This window comes from Variovorax sp. 10L421, from assembly GCF_056395365.1.
In genome coordinates, this window is record NZ_JBFTJJ010000001.1 from 90248 (window position 1) to 110248 (window position 20001).

General features: G+C 66.6%; 22 protein-coding genes. 13 read left to right on the top strand and 9 right to left on the bottom strand.

All coding sequences use genetic code 11. The annotated features are described in order from the left end of the window. Positions 1-11: 11 nt before the first annotated feature. The 6 genes from AC1DFC_RS00435 (at position 12) to AC1DFC_RS00460 (ending at position 5009) form a co-directional block, all read left to right on the top strand. Positions 12-1049, top strand: a complete 1038-nt coding sequence (locus AC1DFC_RS00435; protein WP_413332393.1) for an ABC transporter permease — start codon at positions 12-14, stop codon at positions 1047-1049. Positions 1050-1084: 35 nt separating this feature from the next. Next, positions 1085-2038, top strand: a complete 954-nt coding sequence (locus AC1DFC_RS00440; protein WP_007830384.1) for an ABC transporter substrate-binding protein — start codon at positions 1085-1087, stop codon at positions 2036-2038. A gap of 21 nt (positions 2039-2059) precedes the next feature. Then, positions 2060-3337 (top strand): L-fuconate dehydratase, encoded by a 1278-nt coding sequence (locus tag AC1DFC_RS00445; RefSeq protein ID WP_478178532.1) that lies wholly within the window; start codon positions 2060-2062, stop codon positions 3335-3337. An 18-nt stretch (positions 3338-3355) separates the two neighbouring features. After that, positions 3356-4132, top strand: coding sequence for an SDR family oxidoreductase (locus AC1DFC_RS00450; RefSeq protein ID WP_413332389.1), 777 nt, complete (start codon positions 3356-3358; stop codon positions 4130-4132). Positions 4133-4161: 29 nt separating this feature from the next. Further along, complete coding sequence (locus AC1DFC_RS00455) at positions 4162-4491, top strand: L-rhamnose mutarotase (RefSeq protein ID WP_413332387.1); 330 nt, start codon at positions 4162-4164, stop codon at positions 4489-4491. A 77-nt stretch (positions 4492-4568) separates the two neighbouring features. Continuing rightward, a complete protein-coding gene (locus AC1DFC_RS00460; RefSeq protein ID WP_007830390.1) occupies positions 4569-5009 on the top strand; it encodes a helix-turn-helix domain-containing protein in 441 nt (146 codons plus the stop codon). An 85-nt stretch (positions 5010-5094) separates the two neighbouring features. Here AC1DFC_RS00460 and AC1DFC_RS00465 read toward each other — a convergent pair whose 3' ends face one another. Next, positions 5095-6252 carry an alpha-hydroxy acid oxidase gene (locus tag AC1DFC_RS00465; protein WP_413332385.1) on the bottom strand — a complete coding sequence of 386 codons (1158 nt, stop codon included), beginning with the start codon at positions 6250-6252 and terminating at the stop codon, positions 5095-5097. A gap of 113 nt (positions 6253-6365) precedes the next feature. Then, positions 6366-7250: a LysR substrate-binding domain-containing protein gene (locus tag AC1DFC_RS00470; RefSeq protein ID WP_007830396.1), complete on the bottom strand. Its 885-nt coding sequence runs from the start codon at positions 7248-7250 to the stop codon at positions 6366-6368. A 119-nt stretch (positions 7251-7369) separates the two neighbouring features. On the opposite strand from AC1DFC_RS00470, the gene AC1DFC_RS00475 reads away from it, so the two are divergent. Beyond that, positions 7370-9031: an L-lactate permease gene (locus tag AC1DFC_RS00475; protein WP_413314251.1), complete on the top strand. Its 1662-nt coding sequence runs from the start codon at positions 7370-7372 to the stop codon at positions 9029-9031. Here the strand turns inward: AC1DFC_RS00475 and AC1DFC_RS00480 are convergent. Next, the gene (locus tag AC1DFC_RS00480; RefSeq protein ID WP_478178533.1) at positions 9009-9617 is read right to left on the bottom strand and encodes a TetR/AcrR family transcriptional regulator; all 609 of its coding nucleotides are present in this window, start codon (positions 9615-9617) and stop codon (positions 9009-9011) included. The genes AC1DFC_RS00475 and AC1DFC_RS00480 overlap by 23 nt on opposite strands. 85 nt (positions 9618-9702) lie before the next feature. Between AC1DFC_RS00480 and AC1DFC_RS00485 the strand changes: the two genes are divergently transcribed. Continuing rightward, positions 9703-10137, top strand: a complete 435-nt coding sequence (locus AC1DFC_RS00485) for a nuclear transport factor 2 family protein (RefSeq protein WP_007830401.1) — start codon at positions 9703-9705, stop codon at positions 10135-10137. A 21-nt stretch (positions 10138-10158) separates the two neighbouring features. Next, positions 10159-10602, top strand: a complete 444-nt coding sequence (cynS, locus tag AC1DFC_RS00490; RefSeq protein ID WP_007830404.1) for a cyanase — start codon at positions 10159-10161, stop codon at positions 10600-10602. Here the strand turns inward: cynS and AC1DFC_RS00495 are convergent. Both AC1DFC_RS00495 and AC1DFC_RS00500 read right to left on the bottom strand, forming a co-directional pair. Next, complete coding sequence (locus tag AC1DFC_RS00495; protein WP_413314248.1) at positions 10596-11354, bottom strand: SDR family oxidoreductase; 759 nt, start codon at positions 11352-11354, stop codon at positions 10596-10598. The genes cynS and AC1DFC_RS00495 overlap by 7 nt on opposite strands. A 249-nt stretch (positions 11355-11603) precedes the next feature. Next, entirely contained in the window at positions 11604-12197 is a 594-nt protein-coding gene (locus tag AC1DFC_RS00500) for a nucleotidyltransferase family protein (protein ID WP_478178534.1), read from the bottom strand. Between the two features lie 120 nt (positions 12198-12317). Between AC1DFC_RS00500 and AC1DFC_RS00505 the strand changes: the two genes are divergently transcribed. Both AC1DFC_RS00505 and AC1DFC_RS00510 read left to right on the top strand, forming a co-directional pair. Next, complete coding sequence (locus AC1DFC_RS00505) at positions 12318-12878, top strand: nucleoside 2-deoxyribosyltransferase (RefSeq protein ID WP_478178687.1); 561 nt, start codon at positions 12318-12320, stop codon at positions 12876-12878. Positions 12879-12934: 56 nt separating this feature from the next. Continuing rightward, positions 12935-13807, top strand: coding sequence for an alpha/beta fold hydrolase (locus AC1DFC_RS00510; protein ID WP_413314246.1), 873 nt, complete (start codon positions 12935-12937; stop codon positions 13805-13807). 30 nt (positions 13808-13837) lie between these two features. On the opposite strand, the gene AC1DFC_RS00515 is transcribed toward AC1DFC_RS00510, so the two are convergent. The 3 genes from AC1DFC_RS00515 to AC1DFC_RS00525 form a co-directional block, all read right to left on the bottom strand. Continuing rightward, entirely contained in the window at positions 13838-14173 is a 336-nt protein-coding gene (locus AC1DFC_RS00515; protein ID WP_478178535.1) for a DUF1161 domain-containing protein, read from the bottom strand. Positions 14174-14196: 23 nt separating this feature from the next. Beyond that, the gene (locus tag AC1DFC_RS00520; RefSeq protein WP_413332378.1) at positions 14197-16434 is read right to left on the bottom strand and encodes an NADP-dependent isocitrate dehydrogenase; all 2238 of its coding nucleotides are present in this window, start codon (positions 16432-16434) and stop codon (positions 14197-14199) included. Between the two features lie 150 nt (positions 16435-16584). After that, the gene (locus AC1DFC_RS00525) at positions 16585-17526 is read right to left on the bottom strand and encodes a LysR family transcriptional regulator (RefSeq protein WP_007830411.1); all 942 of its coding nucleotides are present in this window, start codon (positions 17524-17526) and stop codon (positions 16585-16587) included. A gap of 117 nt (positions 17527-17643) precedes the next feature. On the opposite strand from AC1DFC_RS00525, the gene AC1DFC_RS00530 reads away from it, so the two are divergent. Beyond that, positions 17644-18510 (top strand): oxidoreductase, encoded by an 867-nt coding sequence (locus AC1DFC_RS00530; protein ID WP_478178536.1) that lies wholly within the window; start codon positions 17644-17646, stop codon positions 18508-18510. A 9-nt stretch (positions 18511-18519) separates the two neighbouring features. On the opposite strand, the gene AC1DFC_RS00535 is transcribed toward AC1DFC_RS00530, so the two are convergent. Then, positions 18520-19152, bottom strand: a complete 633-nt coding sequence (locus tag AC1DFC_RS00535; RefSeq protein ID WP_007830414.1) for an ABC transporter ATP-binding protein — start codon at positions 19150-19152, stop codon at positions 18520-18522. A 76-nt stretch (positions 19153-19228) separates the two neighbouring features. Between AC1DFC_RS00535 and AC1DFC_RS00540 the strand changes: the two genes are divergently transcribed. Then, positions 19229-19996: a hypothetical protein gene (locus tag AC1DFC_RS00540; RefSeq protein ID WP_413334858.1), complete on the top strand. Its 768-nt coding sequence runs from the start codon at positions 19229-19231 to the stop codon at positions 19994-19996. The last annotated feature ends 5 nt before the right edge of the window (positions 19997-20001 follow it).

The following is a 20001-nucleotide window of genomic DNA, read 5'->3' on the forward strand; positions in this document are numbered from 1 at the left end:
GAGACAACCCCTTGACGACCCCCACCGCCACCACCGCCGCGACGACCACCGATGCACCGGGCTTCTCGCTGAAGGCGCGGCTCTTTCGGCCCGCCACGCGCCAGAAGCTGCTGGCCTTTGCCAGCCTCATTGCGCTGATGGTGTTCTTCAGCTTCGCGTCGCCGCAGTTCCTGCAGACCGACAACCTCGTGAGCATCCTGCAGTCGACCGCCGTGAACGGCGTGCTCGCCATCGCCTGCACCTTCGTCATCATCGCCGCGGGCATCGACCTCTCGGTGGGCACGCTGATGACCTTCTGCGCCGTCATGGCCGGCGTGGTGCTCACCTACATGGGCATGCCGCTCGCGCTCGGCATCGCGGCCGCGATCTTCTTCGGTGCGCTGGCCGGCTTCGTCTCGGGTGTGCTGATCGCCAAGCTCAAGATCCCGCCCTTCATCGCGACGCTGGGCATGATGATGCTGCTCAAGGGCCTGTCGCTCGTGATCTCGGGCACCAAGCCGATCTACTTCAACGACACGCCGGACTTCCCGGCGATCTCGCAGGATTCGCTCATCGGCTACTTCATTCCGTCGCTGCCGATCCCGAATGCGGTGCTGATCCTGTTCCTGATAGCGATGGCCGCGAGCCTCGTGCTCAACAAGACCATCCTCGGGCGCTACACCTTCGCGCTCGGCAGCAACGAGGAGGCGGTGCGCCTGTCGGGCGTGAACACCGACTTCTGGAAGATCGTGGTGTACACGGTGAGTGGCGGCATCTGCGGCATCGCGGGCCTGCTGATCGCCTCGCGACTGAACTCCGCACAGCCCGCGCTCGGGCAGGGCTACGAGCTCGATGCGATTGCGGCCGTGGTCATTGGCGGCACCTCGCTCAGCGGCGGCACGGGCACCATCGTCGGCACGATCATTGGCGCCTTCATCATGAGCGTGCTGACCAACGGCCTGCGCATTCTCTCGGTCGCGCAGGAATGGCAGACGGTGGTCACGGGCGTGATCATCATCCTGGCCGTGTACGCGGACATCCTGCGCCGCCGCAGCAGCAGCAAGCAGTGAACCACCCGGATTTCCACAACCACAGGAGACTTCGCATGATCCAGAGAAGAGCAGTCGCAACCACGCTCGGTGCAGCCCTCATCGGCCTGTCGGGATTCGCACAGGCACAGCAGGCGCAGGAGATCTACATCCCGCTCGTGTCCAAGGGCTTTCAGCACCAGTTCTGGCAGGCCGTGAAGTCGGGCGCCGAGCAGGCTGCCAAAGACCTGAAGGTGAAAGTCAGCTTCGAGGGCCCCGAGACCGAGGCCATGGTCGACAAGCAGATCGACATGCTCTCGGCCGCGCTCGCCAAGAAGCCGCAGGCCATCGGCTTCGCCGCGCTCGACAGCCAGGCCGCGATTCCGCTGCTGAAGAAGGCGCAGGCCGCGAAGATCCCGGTGGTGGCGTTCGACTCGGGCGTGGACAGCGACATTCCCGTGACTACCACCACCACCGACAACAAGGCCGCCGCCGCGCTCGCCGCCGACAAGATGGCCGAGCTCATCGGCAAGAGCGGCGAAGTCGCGCTGGTGGTGCACGACCAGACCAGCCGCACCGGCGTCGACCGGCGCGACGGCTTCGTCAACCGCATCAAGTCGACCTACCCGAACATCAAGATCGTGAGCGTGCAGTACGGCGGCGGCGACCAGTTGAAGTCGACCGAGATCACCAAGTCGATCCTGCAGGCCTCGCCCAACCTCAAGGGCATCTTCGGCGCCAACGAAGGCTCCGCCATCGGCGTGGTCAACGGCGTGAAGGAGATGAAGCGCAACGGCAAGGTCGTGATCATCGGCTACGACTCAGGCAAGCAGCAGAAGAACGCGATCATGGAGGGCAGCATGGCCGGTGCCATCACGCAGAACCCCGTGGGCATGGGCTACAAGACGGTCGAGATGGCGGTGAAGGCCATCAAGGGCGAGAAGCTGCCGAAGGTGGTCGACACGGGCTTCTACTGGTACGACAAGACCAACATCGCCGACCCCAAGATCGCCTCTGTGCTGTACGACTGATCGCCTGCCCGCGAAGACCCCATGACCATTGTTCGCTCCATGCGCGTGCTCGACGTGCGCTTTCCGACCTCGCAGCATCTGGACGGCTCCGATGCGATGAACCCCGACCCGGACTACTCCGCGGCGTATGTCGTGCTCGAAACCGACCAGCCGGGGCTCGAGGGCCACGGGCTCACCTTCACCATCGGCCGCGGCAACGAGATCTGCTGCGCGGCCATCGAGGCGATGCGCCATCTGGTGGTGGGGCTGGACCTGGCATGGGTGGCGGAGGACATGGGGCGCTTCTGGCGGCACGTTACTTCCGACAGCCAGCTGCGATGGATCGGTCCCGACAAGGGCGCGATCCACCTGGCGACCGGCGCCGTGGTCAACGCGATGTGGGACCTGTGGGCCAAGTCCGAAGGCAAGCCCGTGTGGCAGCTCGTGGCCGACATGAGCCCCGAGGAACTGGTGCGCTGCATCGACTTTCGCTACATCACCGACTGCATCGGGCCCGATGAAGCACTGGCGCTGCTGCGCGAGGCCGCCGCTGGCAAGGCCGAACGCGTCGCCACGCTGCAGGCCGAGGGCTACCCCTGCTACACCACCTCGGCCGGCTGGCTCGGCTACTCCGACGAGAAGCTGCGGCACCTCGCGCAGGAGGCGGTCGACGCGGGCTTCAACCACATCAAGCTCAAGGTGGGCCGCGACCTGCAGGACGACATCCGCCGCCTGCGCGTGGCGCGCGAAGTGCTCGGGCCCGAGCGGCACCTGATGATCGACGCCAACCAGGTCTGGGAGGTCGGCCAGGCCATCGACTGGGTGCGGCAGCTGGCGTTTGCCAAGCCGTGGTTCATCGAGGAGCCCACCAGCCCCGACGACGTGGAGGGCCATCGCAAGATCCGCGAGGGCGTCGCACCGGTGAAGGTGGCCACGGGCGAGATGTGCCAGAACCGCATCATGTTCAAGCAGTTCATCATGCGCGGCGGCATCGACGTGGTGCAGATCGACGCGTGCCGGCTCGGCGGCGTGAACGAGATCCTCGCGGTGATGCTGATGGCCGCGAAGTACAAGCTGCCGGTGTGTCCGCACGCCGGCGGCGTGGGGCTGTGCGAGTACGTGCAGCACCTGTCGATGATCGATTACCTCTGCATCTCGGGCACGCGCGAAGGCCGCGTGGTCGAGTATGTGGATCATTTGCACGAGCACTTCGTCGAGCCCTGCGAGATCCGCAACGCGGCGTACATGCCGCCGAAGGGTGCGGGCTTTTCGATCACGATGAAGCCGCAGTCGCTCGAGCAATACCGTTTCCGCGGATAGAGAAAGGCACCGCGCAACATGGACCTGAATCTGAAAGACAAGGTGGTGATCGTCACCGGCGGCGGCAGCGGCATCGGTGCAGCCATTTCGATGACGCTGGCGCAGGAGGGCGCGGTGCCGGTGATCTGCGGGAAGAATCCGCTCGACGCACCGTTCGAGGAGGCGCTGCGCGCCCTGCAGCCGCGCGCGCGCTTCTTCCAGTTCGAGCTGATGGAAGAGGCCGCCTGTGCCAAGGCCATTGCCGACACCGCCGCGGAGTTCGGCCGCATCGACGGCCTGGTCAACAACGCGGGCGTGAACGACAGCGTGGGACTGGAGGCGGGGCGCGAAGCCTTCGTCGGTTCGCTCGAACGCAACCTCGTTCACTGCTACGTGATGGCGCACTATTGCCTGCCGCACCTGAAGGCGAGCCGCGGCGCGATCGTCAACATCTCGTCGAAGACGGCCGTGACGGGGCAGGGCAACACGAGCGGCTACACCGCGGCCAAGGGCGCGCAGCTTTCGCTCACGCGCGAGTGGGCTGCATCGCTGTTGGAAGACGGGGTTCGCGTGAATGCGGTGATTCCGGCCGAGGTGATGACGCCGCTGTATCAACGGTGGATTTCCGCATTCGACGAACCCGACCGAAAGCTCGCCGAGATCACCGACAAGATTCCGCTCGGCCGCCGCATGACGACGCCGCAGGAGATTGCAGACAACGTCGTGTTCCTGCTGTCGGAGCGGGCCTCGCACACCACCGGGCAATGGGTGTTCGTGGACGGCGGGTATACGCACCTGGACCGGGCACTGACCTGATCTATTTCCTGATTTGACCGGAGCGACCCATGCGCCATTTCCTGGCTCTCGATTTGAAAGACGATCCTGCATTGATCGCCGAATACGAGGCTTATCACCGCGACATCTGGCCCGAGGTGCGAGCGCATCTGCATGCGCACGGTGTAACGGGCATGGAGATCTACCGGCTCGGCACGCGAATGGTGATGTCGATGGAAACGGACGATGCGCGCTACGACGCCCGGGCCATGGCGCTTGCAACGCAGAACAATCCAAAGATTCGGGAATGGGAAGAACTGATGTGGAAGTTTCAGGCACCCACGCCCTGGACACCCGAAGGAGAGAAGTGGACGGAGATGGCCAGGATCTTCTCGCTGTAATCAAAAGATTCAAGTTTTGATTCCGAGGAACTTAATAATCTTTCCCGCCGCTTACATTTGGTCGGCACAATGCCGCCATGCCAAATATCGCGTCCATCCTTAAATCCGAAATCTCCCGCGTCGCCCGCAAGGAAGTCCGCGCGGAAATCGAAACCCTCAAGAAGGCATCCGTCCATCACCGATCCGCCATCGCCGCGCTGCGCCGGCAGGTGGTTGCGCTGGAAAAGGAGCTGCGCAACGTTGCCAAGGGCACCGCCCGTGGTGCACGTGCAAGCGAGCCCGATGAAGAGGGAGACGGCGGGCCGAAGCGCCGGTTCAGCGCTGGCCGATTGGCTGCGCATCGCACGAAACTCGGTATTTCCGCCGCGTCTTATGGACAGCTGGTGGGTGTGTCCGGCCAGACCATCTACCACTGGGAACAGGGCAAGGCCCGCCCGAGGGCTGCGCAGCTGGAGAGCCTGGCTGCCGTGCGCGGGATGGGTCGGCAGGAAGTGGCGCAGCGGCTGGAATCCAACTAGCTGGCGGGCCCTTTCTTCAGGGCTCGGCAGGTCACGGTCACCGAATAGGCTTCAGGGGCAGCAGGCGCAAGCCATTGCGGGAGGCTCAGAAGGTGCCCGGCAGAAGGATGCTCGAATCGACCTCGTCGATGTTCGTGCGGCCACAGAAGGCCATCGTGATGTCGAGCTCCTTGTGGATGATCTGCAGCGCGCGCGTCACGCCTTCCTGTCCGTGGGCGCCCAGCCCGTACAGGAAGCTGCGGCCGATCATGGTGCCGCGCGCGCCCAGCGCGCGGGCCTTGAGCACGTCCTGTCCGCTGCGGATGCCGCCATCCATCCACACCTCGATCTCGCTGCCCACGGCCTCCACGATGGCCGGCAGCGCGGCGATGGACGAAGGTGCGCCATCGAGCTGGCGCCCGCCGTGGTTCGACACGATGAGCGCATCGGCGCCGCTGCTCGCCGCGAGGCGCGCATCTTCCACGTCCATGATGCCCTTGAGGATCAGCTTGCCGCCCCAGAGCTTCTTGATCCACTCGACGTCCGCCCAGCTCAGCGCCGGGTCGAACTGCTCGGCGGTCCACGACGACAGCGACGACAGGTCCTTCACGCCCTTGGCATGGCCCGCGATGTTGCCGAAGGTGCGGCGCTTCGTGCCCAGCATGCCCATGCACCAGCGCGGCTTGGTCGCGAGGTCGATCAGGTTCCTGATGGTGGGCTTGGGTGGCGCGGTCAGGCCGTTCTTGATGTCTTTGTGGCGCTGGCCGAGGATCTGCAGGTCGAGCGTGAGTTGCAGGGCCGTCACATTGGCCGCCTTGGCGCGCTCGATCAGGCGCTCGATGAAGTCGCGGTCCTTCATCACGTAGAGCTGGAACCAGAACGGATGCCGGTCGGTGTTCGCGGCGATGTCTTCCAGCGAGCAGATGCTCATGGTCGACAGCGTGAACGGAATGCCGAAGGCCTTGGCCGCGCGGGCGCCAAGGATCTCGCCGTCGGCATGCTGCATGCCGGTGAGGCCGGTGGGCGCGATGGCCACAGGCATGGCGGTTTCCTGGCCGACCATGGTGGTGCGGGTGGAGCGGCCTTCCATGTTCACGGCCACGCGCTGGCGCAGCTTGATCTTCTGGAAGTCGCTTTCGTTGGCGCGGTAAGTGCCCTCGGTCCATGCGCCGGAGTCGGCGTAGTCGTAGAACATCTTCGGCACGCGCCGCTTGGCGATCACCCGCAGGTCTTCGATGCTGGTGATCTTGGAAAGGTCTGACAAGGGCTGTCTCCTGAGCGGTTCTTGTGGGGGGGCGAAGCGAATCGGCCATTATCTTCAGGCACCCCGACACGCCATCTGAAAAAAGCCGGCCCCGCTGCTGAAAAAATTTCAGTTCAGTCGCGCAGCGCCTCGCGCAGCCATTCGACGAAGGTTGCGCACTCCCGGCGCTCCATCGCGCCGGGCCGCCAGCACAGGAAGTAGGCGTTGGGCGAGGGCACGCTGCGCGGCGACAGCCGCACGAGCCGCCCGCTGTCCAGCCATGCGCTGCCCAGCCGCAGGTGCATCAGCACCACGCCGAAGTCTTCGGCCGCCGCGTCGAGCGCCAGCCCCAGGTCGTTGAACTGGTGGCCCGTGGCCGGCTCGGGCAGGCCCACGCCGCAAGCCTTGAACCACGTGCGCCACGACTCCAGCGGCGTGCGCAACAGCTGCGCGCGCAACACCTCGGCATCGGTGGCGAAGCCGTCGAAGGGACCGTGGCGCTTCAGGTAAGCGGGGCTGCACACCGGCGAGACCTCGTCGGCCAGCAACTGGAAAAACTCGCGGTCGTGAAAGGGCCCGGTGCCGAAGCGCAGCTCGATGTCGGCCTCCTCGACCGTGGTGTTGCGCACCGGCGTGGTCACCTGAAGCATCAGCTCGATGTTCGGATACGCATCGCGAAACCGTGCGAGCCGCGGCAGCAGCATCTGGCGCGAGAAGGTCGGCGTGACCGCCACGCGCAGCCGTCGCACCTGCGACTCGGGCTCGCGGCCGGGCACCTGCTGCAGCGCTGCGATGGCCTCGCGCACGCGCGCCAGGTAGGCCATGCCGTCGGCGCTGAGGCCGAAGTCGCCGCCCACGAAGAACTTGAGGCCCAGCAGCAGTTCGAGCTGGCGGATGCGATGGCTCACCGCGCTGGGCGTCACGCTGAGTTCGTCGGCGGCCAGATTCACGCTGCGAAGGCGCGCGACAGCCTCGAAGGCCTGCAGGCCCTGGGTCGAGGGGAGACGCGGAGAAACCATCTTTTGTTGGCGGAGGGAGGGGGTTAGGATGGTAGCGAACGCTCTCGGTCACTCCTGGCGGACTCGCTTTGCCTCGCGTTGCCGGCTCAAAAAGATTCCAACAACAAGGAGACAAGCGCATGGTCTGGCAACAGGTTTACAACCCGTTCGGCAACATGATCGTATCGACGGCACTGGCCGCGATACCGGTGGTGGTGATGCTGGTGTGCCTCGGGCTGCTGCACGTCAAGGCGCACTACGCGGCGGGGCTGGGCCTGCTGAGCGCAGTGGTCATCGCGGTGTTCGCATTCGGCATGCCGGCCGACATGGCAGGCAAGGCGGCCTTTCTGGGCGGGCTTTCCGGCCTGCTGCCCATCGGCTGGATCGTGCTGAACATCATCTTCCTGCAGCAGCTCACGCAGCAGAACGGCAGCTTCCAGATATTGCAGGACTCCATCGCCGGCATCACCGAAGACCGGCGCCTGCAGCTGCTGCTCATCGCCTTTGCCTTCGGCGCCTTCTTCGAGGGCGCGGCGGGCTTCGGCACGCCGGTGGCCGTCACCGCCGCGATCCTCATCGGGCTGGGCTTCTCGCCGCTTGCGGCCTCGGGGCTCTCGCTCATCGCCAACACCGCGCCGGTGGCCTTCGGCGCATTGGGCACGCCGGTCATCACGCTGGCCAAGGTGCATGGCTACGACCTGATGGCGGTCACCGCGATGATCGGGCGGCAGCTGCCGTTCTTCTCGCTGCTGGTGCCGTTCTGGCTCATCTGGGCCTTCGCGGGACGCAAGGGAATGATGGAGGTGTGGCCCGCCATCCTGGTGACGGGCGTGTCCTTCGCGGTTCCGCAGTTCCTGGTGTCGAACTACATCGGGCCGGAGCTGGTGGACATCATCGCGGCCATCGTGTCGATGGTGTGCCTGGTGCTGTTCCTGCGTGTGTGGAAGCCGAAGAAGATCTGGACCTCGGTGTCGCTCAAGGGGCACGAGACCGACGGCGGCGAAGCTGGTCCGGCCGTGGCGCCCACGAAGCATGCGAGCGCGGCGGTGATCCGCGCCTGGACGCCGTGGCTCATCCTCACCGTGTTCGTGTTCATCTGGGGCCTGCCGGTGGTGAAGGCCTGGCTCAACGGCATCTTCGCGCCGAGCTTCCCCATCGACGGTCTGCACAACATGATCGAGAAGGTGGCGCCCGTGGTGCCCAAGCCCACGAAGGAGGGCGCGGTGTACCAGTTGCTGCTGCTCTCGGCCACGGGCACGGGCATCCTTGTCTCGGCCATCGTGGGCGGGCTGATCATGAAGTACAACCCCATCCAGCTCGTGGCCGCCTACGGCCGCACGCTGTGGCTGGTGAAGTTCTCGCTGCTCACCATCGTGCTGATGCTCGCGCTGGGCACGCTCACGCGCTACTCGGGCCTCGACACCACGCTGGGGCTGGCCTTTGCCAACACCGGCATGTTCTATCCCTTCTTCGGCACGCTGATGGGCTGGCTGGGCGTGGCGCTCACGGGGTCGGACACGGCATCGAACGTGCTCTTCGGCGGCATGCAGAAAGTGGCGGCCGACCAGCTGGGCCTGAGCCCCAACCTCATGGGCGCGGCCAACAGTTCGGGCGGCGTGATGGGCAAGATGATCGACGCGCAATCGATCGTGGTGGCCTCCACCGCCACGCGCTGGTTCAACCACGAGGGCGAGATCCTGCGCTACGTGTTCTTCCACTCCATCGCGCTGGCCTGCCTCGTGGGCCTCTACGTGACGCTGCAGGCCTACGTTTGGCCGTTCACGGCGATGGTCGTGAAGTGATCGAATCGCCCAGCGCCTGAAGCAGCCGGCGCAGGTCGCCGACCGCTTCGCGCGCCACCGCCGCATCGCCCATCTGCGCCTTGACGATGGCGCCGTCGACACCCAGCGCGGCCGCCTGCGCGATGGCCATGCGCCGCGGCCCTCCAAGCGCTTCCGGCAGCAGGCCGGCGATCACCTCGACCATCTCGCGCTTGTGCCCGCGCGCGATGTCGCTGGCGCCCGCCACGCTCGTGCCCACCTCCACCACCGAGTTGATGAACGCGCAGCCGCGGAACACCGGGTCGGAGAACCACTCGGCCATGACGTCGGCCAGTATCTCCAGCGCCTGACCGTCGCCGATGCGCCGCTGCGCCCCGCGGCGGCCGAGCGCATCGACGAACCACGCCATCCACAGGCCATGCCGGTGGTCGAGAAAGGCGCGCACCAGGTCGTCCTTCGACGGGAAGTGCCGGTAGAAGGTGACCTTGGTGACGCCTGAGGCGGCAATGACGCGGTCGATGCCGGTGGCGCGGATGCCGTCTGCGTAGAAGAGGTCGTGCGCGGTGAGCAGGATGCGCTCGCGTGCGGGCAGTGCGGAGATGTCCATGGCGCGATTGTAGGCATGTAGACAGGTCTGTCTACATATGGCACATTGCGGCGCATCCCCTTCACCACAGCACTGAAAGATCTCCATGGAATCCCGCCCGCCGCTGCCGCCCTTCACCCTCGAATCCGCCACCCGGAAGGTGCAGGCCGCCGAAGACGCCTGGAACTCGCGCGACCCCGTGCGCGTGAGCCTGGCCTACACGCCCGACACCGAGTGGCGCAACCGCGCCGAGTTCGTCAACGGCCGCGAGCAGGTGGTGGAGTTCCTGTCGCGCAAGTGGGTGCGCGAACTCGACTACCGGCTGAAGAAGCAGCTGTGGGCCTTCACGGACAACCGCATCGCGGTGCGCTTCGAGTACGAATGGCACGACGACGCGGGCCAGTGGTATCGCAGCCATGGCAACGAGAACTGGGAGTTCGCGGAGAACGGGCTGATGCAGAGGCGCTTTGCGAGCATCAACGACCAACCCATTGCCGAGTCGGATCGCAAGTTCCGGTGGGCACGCCTGTTGCTTGCCTGAGCCCATTCAACAGGAGACCGCATGAACCGCAACGACGTCACGGAAAAAATCATCACCGTCAAGGTAAGCAAGGGCATCCAGTGGGCCGACGTGGCAAAGAAGGTCGGCCTCTCGAAGGAGTGGACCACCGCCGCCTGTCTAGGCCAGATGACGCTCGACGAGAAGCAGGCCAAGGTCGTAGGCAAGATCTTCGGCCTCACTCCCGAGGAGCAGAAGTGGCTGCAGGTGGTGCCCTACAAGGGCTCGCTGCCCACGCCCGTGCCGACCGACCCGCTGATCTACCGCTGGTACGAGGTCGTGAGCGTGTACGGCACCACCATCAAGGAACTGATCCATGAAGAATTCGGCGACGGCATCATGAGCGCCATCGACTTCAGCATGGACATCCAGCGCCAGGCCGACCCCAAGGGCGACCGCGTCAACGTGGTGCTGTCGGGCAAGTTCCTGCCGTACAAGACCTACTGAACGTACACCGCCGGGTGCGGCCTCTGCGCACCCGCCGGCCGCATCGTGCGGGCCGTGATGCCGTAGCCCTCGATGGCCCCTGCGATCGATCGCGCCACCGCATCCACGGGCACCGCGATGCGCCGGTTGGTGCGCATGCGCTCCCGGGCGTACGTGGCGGCGATGCGCTCTGCCAGCGGGTCGCCGGGGCCGTTCACGTCGGGGCTCACCACCGTCACGTGCAGGCGGCCGGCATGCTCCTGCCGCAGGCCTTCGGAGATCGCGTTCACCGCGTACTGCGTGCCGTGGTATACGGCCGAACTCGGCGACACGCCCTGCATCGCCACCGGCGCCACGTTCACGATGTGGCCCCAGCCCTGCTCCTGCATCGCCGGCAGCACGGCCGCGATGCCGAGCAGCGCGCCGCGCAGGTTCACGTCGATCATGAGTTCCCACTCCTCGATCTTGCGGTTCCACAGCGGCGACATCGGCATCACGCCCGCCGCGTTGACGAGCACGTCGATCTGCTCGTGCGTCTCGAGGGCGAACTCGGCAAAGGCTTCCATGTCGGGCCGATGCGTCACGTCGAGCCGCTGGAAGCTCGCGGTGCCGCCCGTGGCTTCGATCTCGGCCGCGAGTGCCGCGAGCCGGTCGGTACGGCGCGCACCGAGCACCACCTTGGCGCCGCGCCGCGCGAGCAGCCGCGCGGTTGCTTCGCCGATACCGCTGCTCGCGCCGGTGATGAGAACGACTTTTTCCTGGATTGCGCTCATGATGAAACTCCTCGTGCTGGTCGGTTGCCGTGGGGCGCACACAGAAGAGGGTGCACCGGGCATGGAGAGAAGTTTCGCGTCCGAGGGCCCCGAGGCGGTATCCGAATCGAACTCGGTTTTTGCCTGATCCTGCAAAACGCAAGGGCGGCGGGCACTTCCTATGGCGCGGCGTAGTGCTTTGGCTTTCGCGATGTAGCCACTGTGGCTTCTTGCTCAATCCACCGGCTGTCGCGCAGAGCGGGCGGTGCTTCAGGGCTGTGCGGCGAGGATCTCGACCTTGGGCCAGCGTCGCGCGAATTGCTTCTGCTCCACGCGCAGCCGGTACGTAGCGGCATCCGCGCGCACGGGGTTGTGCCGAACGCGCAGCCCGAACAGATCTTCCAGGCCGTGCGGCGCCAGCACGCGGATCGAGTCGTCGGCAGCCAGGGACACACCGACGCAGGTCGCGAACTCCGGCCATGTCGCGATGCCTTCCTCCAGCGAGGTCAGCGCAGCCACGACCTGTCCAAGGCTTTCCCGAAACCAGTGATGCACATGCGCCTGGTTGGTCACTTCCCAGCGATGCTCCGGCATCCGCATCGACAGCTGTTCCTGCAGGGCGGCCTCACCGAGCCGCGGCGGCTCGTCGGCATTGAAGTACACGACGTCGATGTCTTCCAGGGCCGAGGGCTCGCTGAATCCATGAAGCGAATCCCAGACCAGGCTGCGCACTGCCCCCGCACCGATGCACCACGCGCCGAGGTCCAACTCGCGCACCGCCGCCAAGGCGGCCATCAGACAGGGCGCGCCGCGCACCAGTTCGACGAGTCGCTGCGCGTGGCCGGGTGAAGAGGTGCGATGCATGGGCCGGCGACTGTAGCTCACCGCGGCATGTGCGCTGGCGCCGATCCATCGATCGGAAGATCTTCACGCATCGTGCTGGTGCATCTTGAGCCGAATCCAAAAAGCGAGGATGCTCGGCCGATGGAAAACAACCCCGATCCCTCGAGGCGCCCGCAGATCTACCTCGCGGGACCGGACGTCTTTCGTCCTGACGCGAGAGACCGTTTCGTTCGGCTCGCCGCGGCCTGCGACGCACTCGGCCTCTGCGCACTGCTTCCGGCCGACGGCAACGAGGAGCCTGCGCCCGAAGCTCCGGAAATGCAGATCTGCAAGGCCAACATGCAGCGCCTTCGCAGCGCCGACGGCGTCGTCGCCAACCTCGCCTGCTTCAGAGGGCTGGAGCCCGATTCCGGCACGGTGTTCGAGGTGGGCGCGGCGGTCGCGCTCGGGATTCCGGTGGTGGCCTACGGCGTGCCCGATGGGAGCTATGCGGACCGCGCGCGGGCGGCACTGTCGTGCGAAGCCGATGCGAACGGCGTGCTGCGCGAGAGCGGCTCCGGTATTGCCGTCGAAGACTTCGGCCAGCCGCTGAACCTGATGCTGGCCTGCTCGATCCACATCGAGCCGACGCCGGAAGCGGCGTTGAAGAAGATGGGTGAGGTGTTGGCTGTCCTCCGTGCGACAAAGGCTGGAAACTCCTGAGCGAAACTCCGGCCGCCAACCCCTAGGATGGCGTTCCCCTTTCACCGGAGCACCGCATGCCGACCACCGAGACACACTTCGAATTGACCGCCAACGACGGCGTCACGGTGGAGTCCCATCGCTGGCAGGGCGCGACGCAGCGCGCGGTCATCCAATTGGCGCACGGCATGGGCGAACATTCGCTGCGCTATCGGCACCTGGCGGACGCGCTGGTGCAGGCCGGCTACGTGGTGTATTCGAACGAGCATCGCGGCCACGGCAAGGGCGCCTCGGCGCGCGGTGAGCTGGGGGAGTTCGGCCCGCGCGGTTTCGCCGGGCTGGTGGATGACATGGCGCTGCTGAGCCGCCACGTGCGCGGCGTGCATCCGGGCCTGCCGCTGATCCTTGTGGGCCACAGCATGGGCTCGTTCGCCACGCAGTACTACCTCCTCGAGCACAGCGCACTGCTGGCGGGCGCCGCGCTTTCGGGCACTTCGGCGCTTGATCTGCTGGGCGCGGCGTTGCAGTCCGGCTTCAAGCTGGAAGACATGAACGCCGCATTGCCGGACGTTCGCACGCCCTTCGACTGGCTCAGCCGCGATCCGGCGCAGGTCGATGCCTACATCGCCGATCCGCTGTGCGGATTCACGGTCTCGGCCGAGGGCCTGGGGTCGATGTTCGCGAAGCTGGCCGAGCTGGCGCCGGACGCGATGCGAGGGCGCATCCGCCCCGAGCTGCCGCTCTATCTGTTCGTGGGCGACCAGGACCCGGTCAGCAACAAGGCCGAATGGTTCTACCCGCTGGTGCAGCGCTACCGCGAGGCGGGGCTGCGCGATGTGTCGTGCCACGTGTTCGGCGGCGCGCGCCACGAGGCGCTGAATGAAGTCAATCGCGATGAGGTCGAGGCGGTGCTGCTCGCGTGGATCGCACGGGTGGTGGGCAAGGGCTGAGCGCCGTTGCCGTCACCCCGTTGGCTGCTGCTACTTCCTGCAGTCGCCGCCGACGGACACGGTGCCGTCCTTGCACTCGGTGAGCATCGGCTCGCCCGGCCTGGGTGCCGGGGCGGAGCCTGCGCCGGACGCGGGCCCGGCGTCCTTCAGGTAGACGATCTTCTTGGTGCCGAGCTCGCAGCTGCCCACCACCTGCCCGTTCGCCGATGCGTTGGCATCGACGACGGTGACGGCGAAGCGCGCCACGCCGGCCGCAGCGATCTTCGACTCGATGCCGGTGCGCAGGGCCTCGCAGTCTTCGGCCCCGTGGGCCGCGCCAGCCAGCAGGGCGAGCGCGGCGGGGAGCATCGTGAACCAAGGCTTCATGGCTGCCACCCGCTCGATGCCCATCAGCCCTGGGCCGACGCCAGCGCCGCGTTGAGCGTGGGGCTCGGGCGCATCACGGCTTCGAACTTGGCAGGGTCCGCCAGGTAGTAGCCGCCGATGTCCACGGGCTTGCCCTGCACGGCGGCGAGCTCGTCGACGATCTTCTGCTCGTTGCTGGCAAGCGTGCCGGCCAGCTTCACGAACTGGGCCTGCAGTTCCTTGTCTTCCGTCTGTGCGGCCAGTTCCTGTGCCCAGTACATGGCCAGGTAGAACTGGCTGCCGCGGTTGTCGAGCTGGCCGGTCTTGGGCGACGGGTTCTTGTTGTTGTCGAGCAGCTTGCCGGTGGCGGTGTCCAGCGTCCTGGCCAGGATGGCGGCTTTCTTGTTGCCGGTTTTCAGGCCCAGGTCTTCCAGACTCACGGCCAGCGCGAGGAATTCGCCCAGCGAGTCCCAGCGCAGGTGGTTTTCCTCCACCAGCTGCTGCACGTGCTTGGGGGCCGAGCCGCCCGCGCCGGTCTCGTACATGCCGCCGCCGGCCATCAGGGGAACGATGGACAGCATCTTGGCCGAGGTGCCCAGCTCCATGATGGGGAACAGGTCGGTCAGGTAGTCGCGCAGGATGTTGCCGGTGGCGCTGATGGTGTCCAGGCCGCGGACCACGCGCTCCAGCGTGTAGCGCATGGCGCGCACCTGGCTCATGATCTGGATGTCCAGGCCCGTGGTGTTGTGCTCGTGCAGGTACATCTTGACCTTGGTGATCAGCTGCGCCTCGTGCGGACGGTAGGCGTCGAGCCAGAACACCACCGGCATGCCGGAGTTGCGGGCGCGGTTGACGGCCAGTTTCACCCAGTCGCGGATCGCGGCGTCCTTGACCTGGCACATGCGCCAGATGTCGCCTTGCTCCACGTCTTCGCTCATCAGCACTTCGCCGGTGTCCAGGTCGGTGATGTTGGCGACGCCGTCCTCGGGGATCTCGAAGGTCTTGTCGTGCGAGCCGTATTCCTCGGCCTTCTGTGCCATCAGGCCGACGTTGGGCACGGTGCCCATGGTCTTGGGGTCGAAGGCGCCGTGCCACTTGCAGAAGTTGATGATCTCCTGGTAGATGCGGGCGAAGGTCGACTCGGGCATCACGGCCTTGACGTCCTTCAGGCGGCCGTCGGCGCCCCACATCTTGCCGCCGTTGCGGATCATCGCGGGCATGGAGGCGTCCACGATCACGTCGTTGGGCGAGTGGAAGTTGGTGATGCCCTTGGCCGAGTCGACCATCGCCAGCTCGGGGCGGTTTTCGTGGCAGGCGTGCAGGTCGCGCTTGATCTCGTCCTGCGTGCTCTGCGGCAGCGTGGCGATCTTGTTGTAGAGGTCGACCATGCCGTTGTTGACGTTGATGCCCAGCTCGTCGAACAGCTTGCCGTGTTTCTCGAAGGCTTCCTTGTAGAAGATCTTCACGCAGTGGCCGAACACGATGGGGTGCGAGACCTTCATCATGGTGGCCTTGACGTGCAGCGAGAACATCACGCCGGTCTTGTGCGCGTCCTCGATCTCCTTTTCATAGAAGGCCAGCAGCGCCTTCTTGCTCATGAACATGGAGTCGATGACCTCGCGGTCCAGCAGGGCAACCTTGGGCTTGAGGACGATGGCCTTGCCGCTCTTGGTGAGCAGTTCCATCTTGACGTTGCGCGCGCGGTCCAGGGTCATGGACTTCTCGCCGTGATAGAAGTCGCCGCCGTGCATGTGCGAGACGTGCGAGCGCGAGGCCTGGCTCCACTCGGCCATGCTGTGCGGGTTCTTGCGCGCGTATTCCTTCACGGCCTTGGGTGCGCGGCGGTCGGAGTTGCCTTCGCGCAGCACGGGGTTCACGGCGCTGCCGGTGCACTTGTTGTAGCGCGCGCGGATGTCCTTGTCCTCGTCCGTGGTCGGGTTCTCGGGGTAGTCGGGGATCTTGTAGCCCTTGCCCTGCAGTTCCTTGATGGCGGCCTTGAGCTGGGCCACCGAGGCGCTGATGTTGGGCAGCTTGATGATGTTGGCCTCGGGCTTGAGCGTGAGCTTGCCCAGTTCGGCCAGGTTGTCGGGCACCTTCTGGTCGTCGCCGAGGAACTCGGGGAACTCACCCAGGATGCGGGCCGCCACGGAGATGTCGCTGGTGGCGACGTTGATGCCGGCCGGGTTGGTGAAGGCGCGGATGATGGGCAGAAACGCGTAGGTCGCCAGCAGGGGCGCCTCGTCGGTGAGGGTGTAGACGATGGTGGGTTGCTTCGAGCTCATGCGCTTGCTTCCGTAGATCCTGGGTTGTCGGGTTGGCTGGAACTTCCGGCAAGGACGAGGTGGATGTGTTTTCGCCGGAATCCCCGATTGTCGCCGGACCGGGAGCCGGTTCCGGCCCGGCCGGCCGGATGTCCCGGCTCGGCGGGCGTCTTAGCCGGGAAGCGAAGGCGCATGGCCGCCGGTTTCGGCGCTCTTCTCCAGCATTTCCCGCGCCAGGTCGACGAAGGCGCGCAGCTTGGGCGCCTGCGCCGCGCGGCGCGGAAAGTACAGGAACAGGCCCGGTTCCCCGAAGGCAGAGCACGGCAGCAGCTGGCGCAGGCGGCCCTCGCGCAGATCGGCACGCACCAGCGGCTCGAAGATGTAGGCGATGCCCACGTCAGCCAGCGCCAGGTCGCGGGCATAGAGCGCGTCGGTGACGCGCACCGTGCCCGGCACCTCGACCGAGACGTGGGCACCTTCCTTGTCGCGCAGGTCCCAGGCGTACACGCCGCCCGAGGTCACGAAGCGAAAGCCGATGCAGTTGTGCTGCTGCAGCGACTCGATGCTGTGCGGCTCGCCGGCGGTGGCCAGATAGCGCGGCGTGGCCACCATGATGGCCTCGAAGGGCGGCGTAAGCCGCACCGCCACCATGTCCTGCGCCACGGTGTGGCCCAGCCGGACGCCCGCGTCGTGGCCGCTGGCCACGATGTCGGCCAGGCCGTCGTCGCAGGTGATCTCTATCACCAGCCCGGGATGGCGCAGCGCCATTTCGGCCACCAGCGGCGTCATTGCCAGCGGCAGGGCCACGTGGGGCACGTTGATGCGCAGCACGCCGCCCACGCGCCCGAGCGCTTCACCGAAACGGTCCACCGCATCGCCGATCTCGCCCATCGCGGGTGCCAGCACGCCGACGAAGCCGGCGCCCGCCTCGGTGAGCCGTACGCTGCGGGTGGTGCGCGCGAAGATCGGCTGGCCCAGGTGGTCTTCAACGGCCCGCACCGCGTGGCTCACGGCCGAGGCGCTCATGCCGAGTTCGGCCGCGGCGGCGGCAAAGCCGCCGCGCCGGTGCACCGCCAGAACGATGGCGAGATGCGGGAGCAGGTTGCGGTCCATTCATGCATCATATTGCATAGTGCATTCGATTTGACCCATCTAGTCGATGAGTGGCAATGCTGGGACAGTCACGCCATGCCTTCAAGGCAACCCTTCCACCCTCAAGGAGCCAGCCTCATGTCCATCCCCGTCAGCATCTCTTCGCAAACCCGCCAGACCTGGTTCATCACCGGCGCCGCCTCCGGCTTCGGCCACGCCTTCGCCGAGCACGCGCTCGCGCGGGGCCACAACGTGGTCGCCACCGCCCGCGATGCCGGCCGCCTCGCCGACCTCGTGGCGCTGGCGCCCGAACGCGTGCTGGCCACGCCGCTCGACGTGGACGTGGCCGGCGCCGCCGAAGCCGCCGTCGAAGCTGCGGTGGCCCGCTTCGGCCGCATCGACGTGCTGGTCAACAACGCGGGCTACGGCGTGGTCGGCGCGCTCGAGGAAACCTCCGACGCCGATCTGCGCGCGCTGATGAACACCAACTTCTTCGGTGCCATGGCCGTCACGCGTGCCGCGCTGCCGGTGCTGCGTGCGCAGAAGTCGGGCGCCATCGTGAACATATCGAGCCTTGGCGGACAGCTGTCGTTCGCGGGCTTCAGCGCGTATTCGGCCTCCAAGTTCGCGCTGGAAGGCGCCTCGGAAGCGCTGGCGCAGGAGGTCGCCCCCTTCGGCATCAAGGTGCTGATCGTCGAGCCGGGCCAGTTCCGCACCCAGCTCGCGGGCAGCGGCATGCGCCACATGCCGGTGATCGAGGCCTACCAGCCGGTGGTGGGCGCCACGCGCGAGTTCGCGCACAGCATGCACAACACGCAGGCCGGCGATCCGCGCAAGGCCGCGGCGGCCATCGCGAAGGCGCTGGAGGCCCAGCACACGCCGCTGCGGCTGCAACTGGGCGGCGATTCGGTCGACGCGGTGCGGGCCCATGCGCAGGCGATGCTCAAGGAAATGGAAGCCTGGGAAGCCGTGAGCCGCAGCACCGACTTCGACACAGCCGCCTGAAGGCAGGCGTCAGGCCAGCGGCAGTTCGATGGTGGCCGCTAGCGGCACGGTGTCGATGCGCGCCGCGCTGGCCACGATCACCGCTTGCCTGGCCTGCGCCGAGAAGTCCGAGAGCGTGGCCCACAGGCATCGCGTCGAGGGCATGTCCAGGCCGGCCGTCGGCTCGTCGAGCAGGACGAGCGGCCGGCCCGATGCCAGCCCGGCAGCCATCCACACCTTGCGCTTGGAGCCGGTCGAGAGCATGAACATCTTCTTGTCCAGATGCGGGGCCAGCGAGAAGCCGTCGGCGATGGCCTGCCACTTCGCCTCGTCGAAGCCCGCGTCGCCCTCGACGAGCGAAGCCGTGCATTCGCGCGCGCTGAGCTGGTCGAAGCGGTCGGTCAGGGGATCGACGAAGAACACCTGGCGGCGGTACGCCTCCGGCACGGCGTCGAGGCTCGCGCCCGCCAGCGTCAGCCGGCCGGATGCGGGCAGAGTGCCCGCGATCACCTGAAGCAGCGCCGACTTGCCCGAGCCGGTGTCGCCATACAGCAGCGTCACGCCCGGGCCAACGGATGCGTTCCAGTTCGACACCAGCGCGGGCTGATCGGGATAGGCAAACCGCAGCGCATCGATCTGGAGGAGGGGAGAGGATGGGTTCATGGTCGCGCCCGACTTTATCAAGCGACGCGTACGAAACCCGCCCGGCGCCCCCGGGCCATGGCTACCATTCGGCTCCATGAAAAAGCTGCTGCTGCTTACGCTGTCGTTCGCCGTCCCCGTGCTCGCCGCGCCCTCGGCCCAGGTGTTCGACGCCGTGAAAAAACCCGAATCGCTCGATGCGCAATGGCGCGCGCGCCTGTGCGCCCTGCTGCCGCAGCCCTGCGACGTGCAGCAACTCGGCCTGTACCGCCCGCGCGGCGCCGCGCCCGGCGACTACGTGGTGCTGTCGGCCGAGCCGCTGGCCATGGCGCGCATCAAACGCAGCACCGATGCGGCGGGCTGGCAGCTCGACCGCCTCCACGATTTCTCGGGCTACGTGCAGTCCCTGAAGAAAGACAGCGGCGCCGAGCAGCCCGAGGCGCGCCTGTCGCTCGCGCCCGCGCTCTATCCGCTGGCCGAAGGCAAATGGGCCGTGGCAGTGCTGCAGACCGTGTCGGAGATGTACTCCGGCGGCGGCGCCTCGTTCGACACCGCGGACTTCGTGCCGCTGGAAGGCGGCAAGGCGGTGCATGAGGACATTCCGTTCTCGTGCTTCAAGATGATCCGCGCCTGCTTCAGCGAGAAGGAATACAAGACCTCGAAGCACTGCCACGACGAGAGCAACGGCAGTCTGCGCATCGCCTACGGCGAGGCCGCGAAGCCGGGCGCGCCCTACGAGTGGCAGTACACCTGGCTGCAGAGCAAGTGGCCGCAGAACGAGCCGCAGAGCGTCGCGACCACCACGCGCATCCGCTTCACCGCGAAGACCACCGAGCGCGCGGATTTCTGCGGCGGCCCGCAATGAGGCTG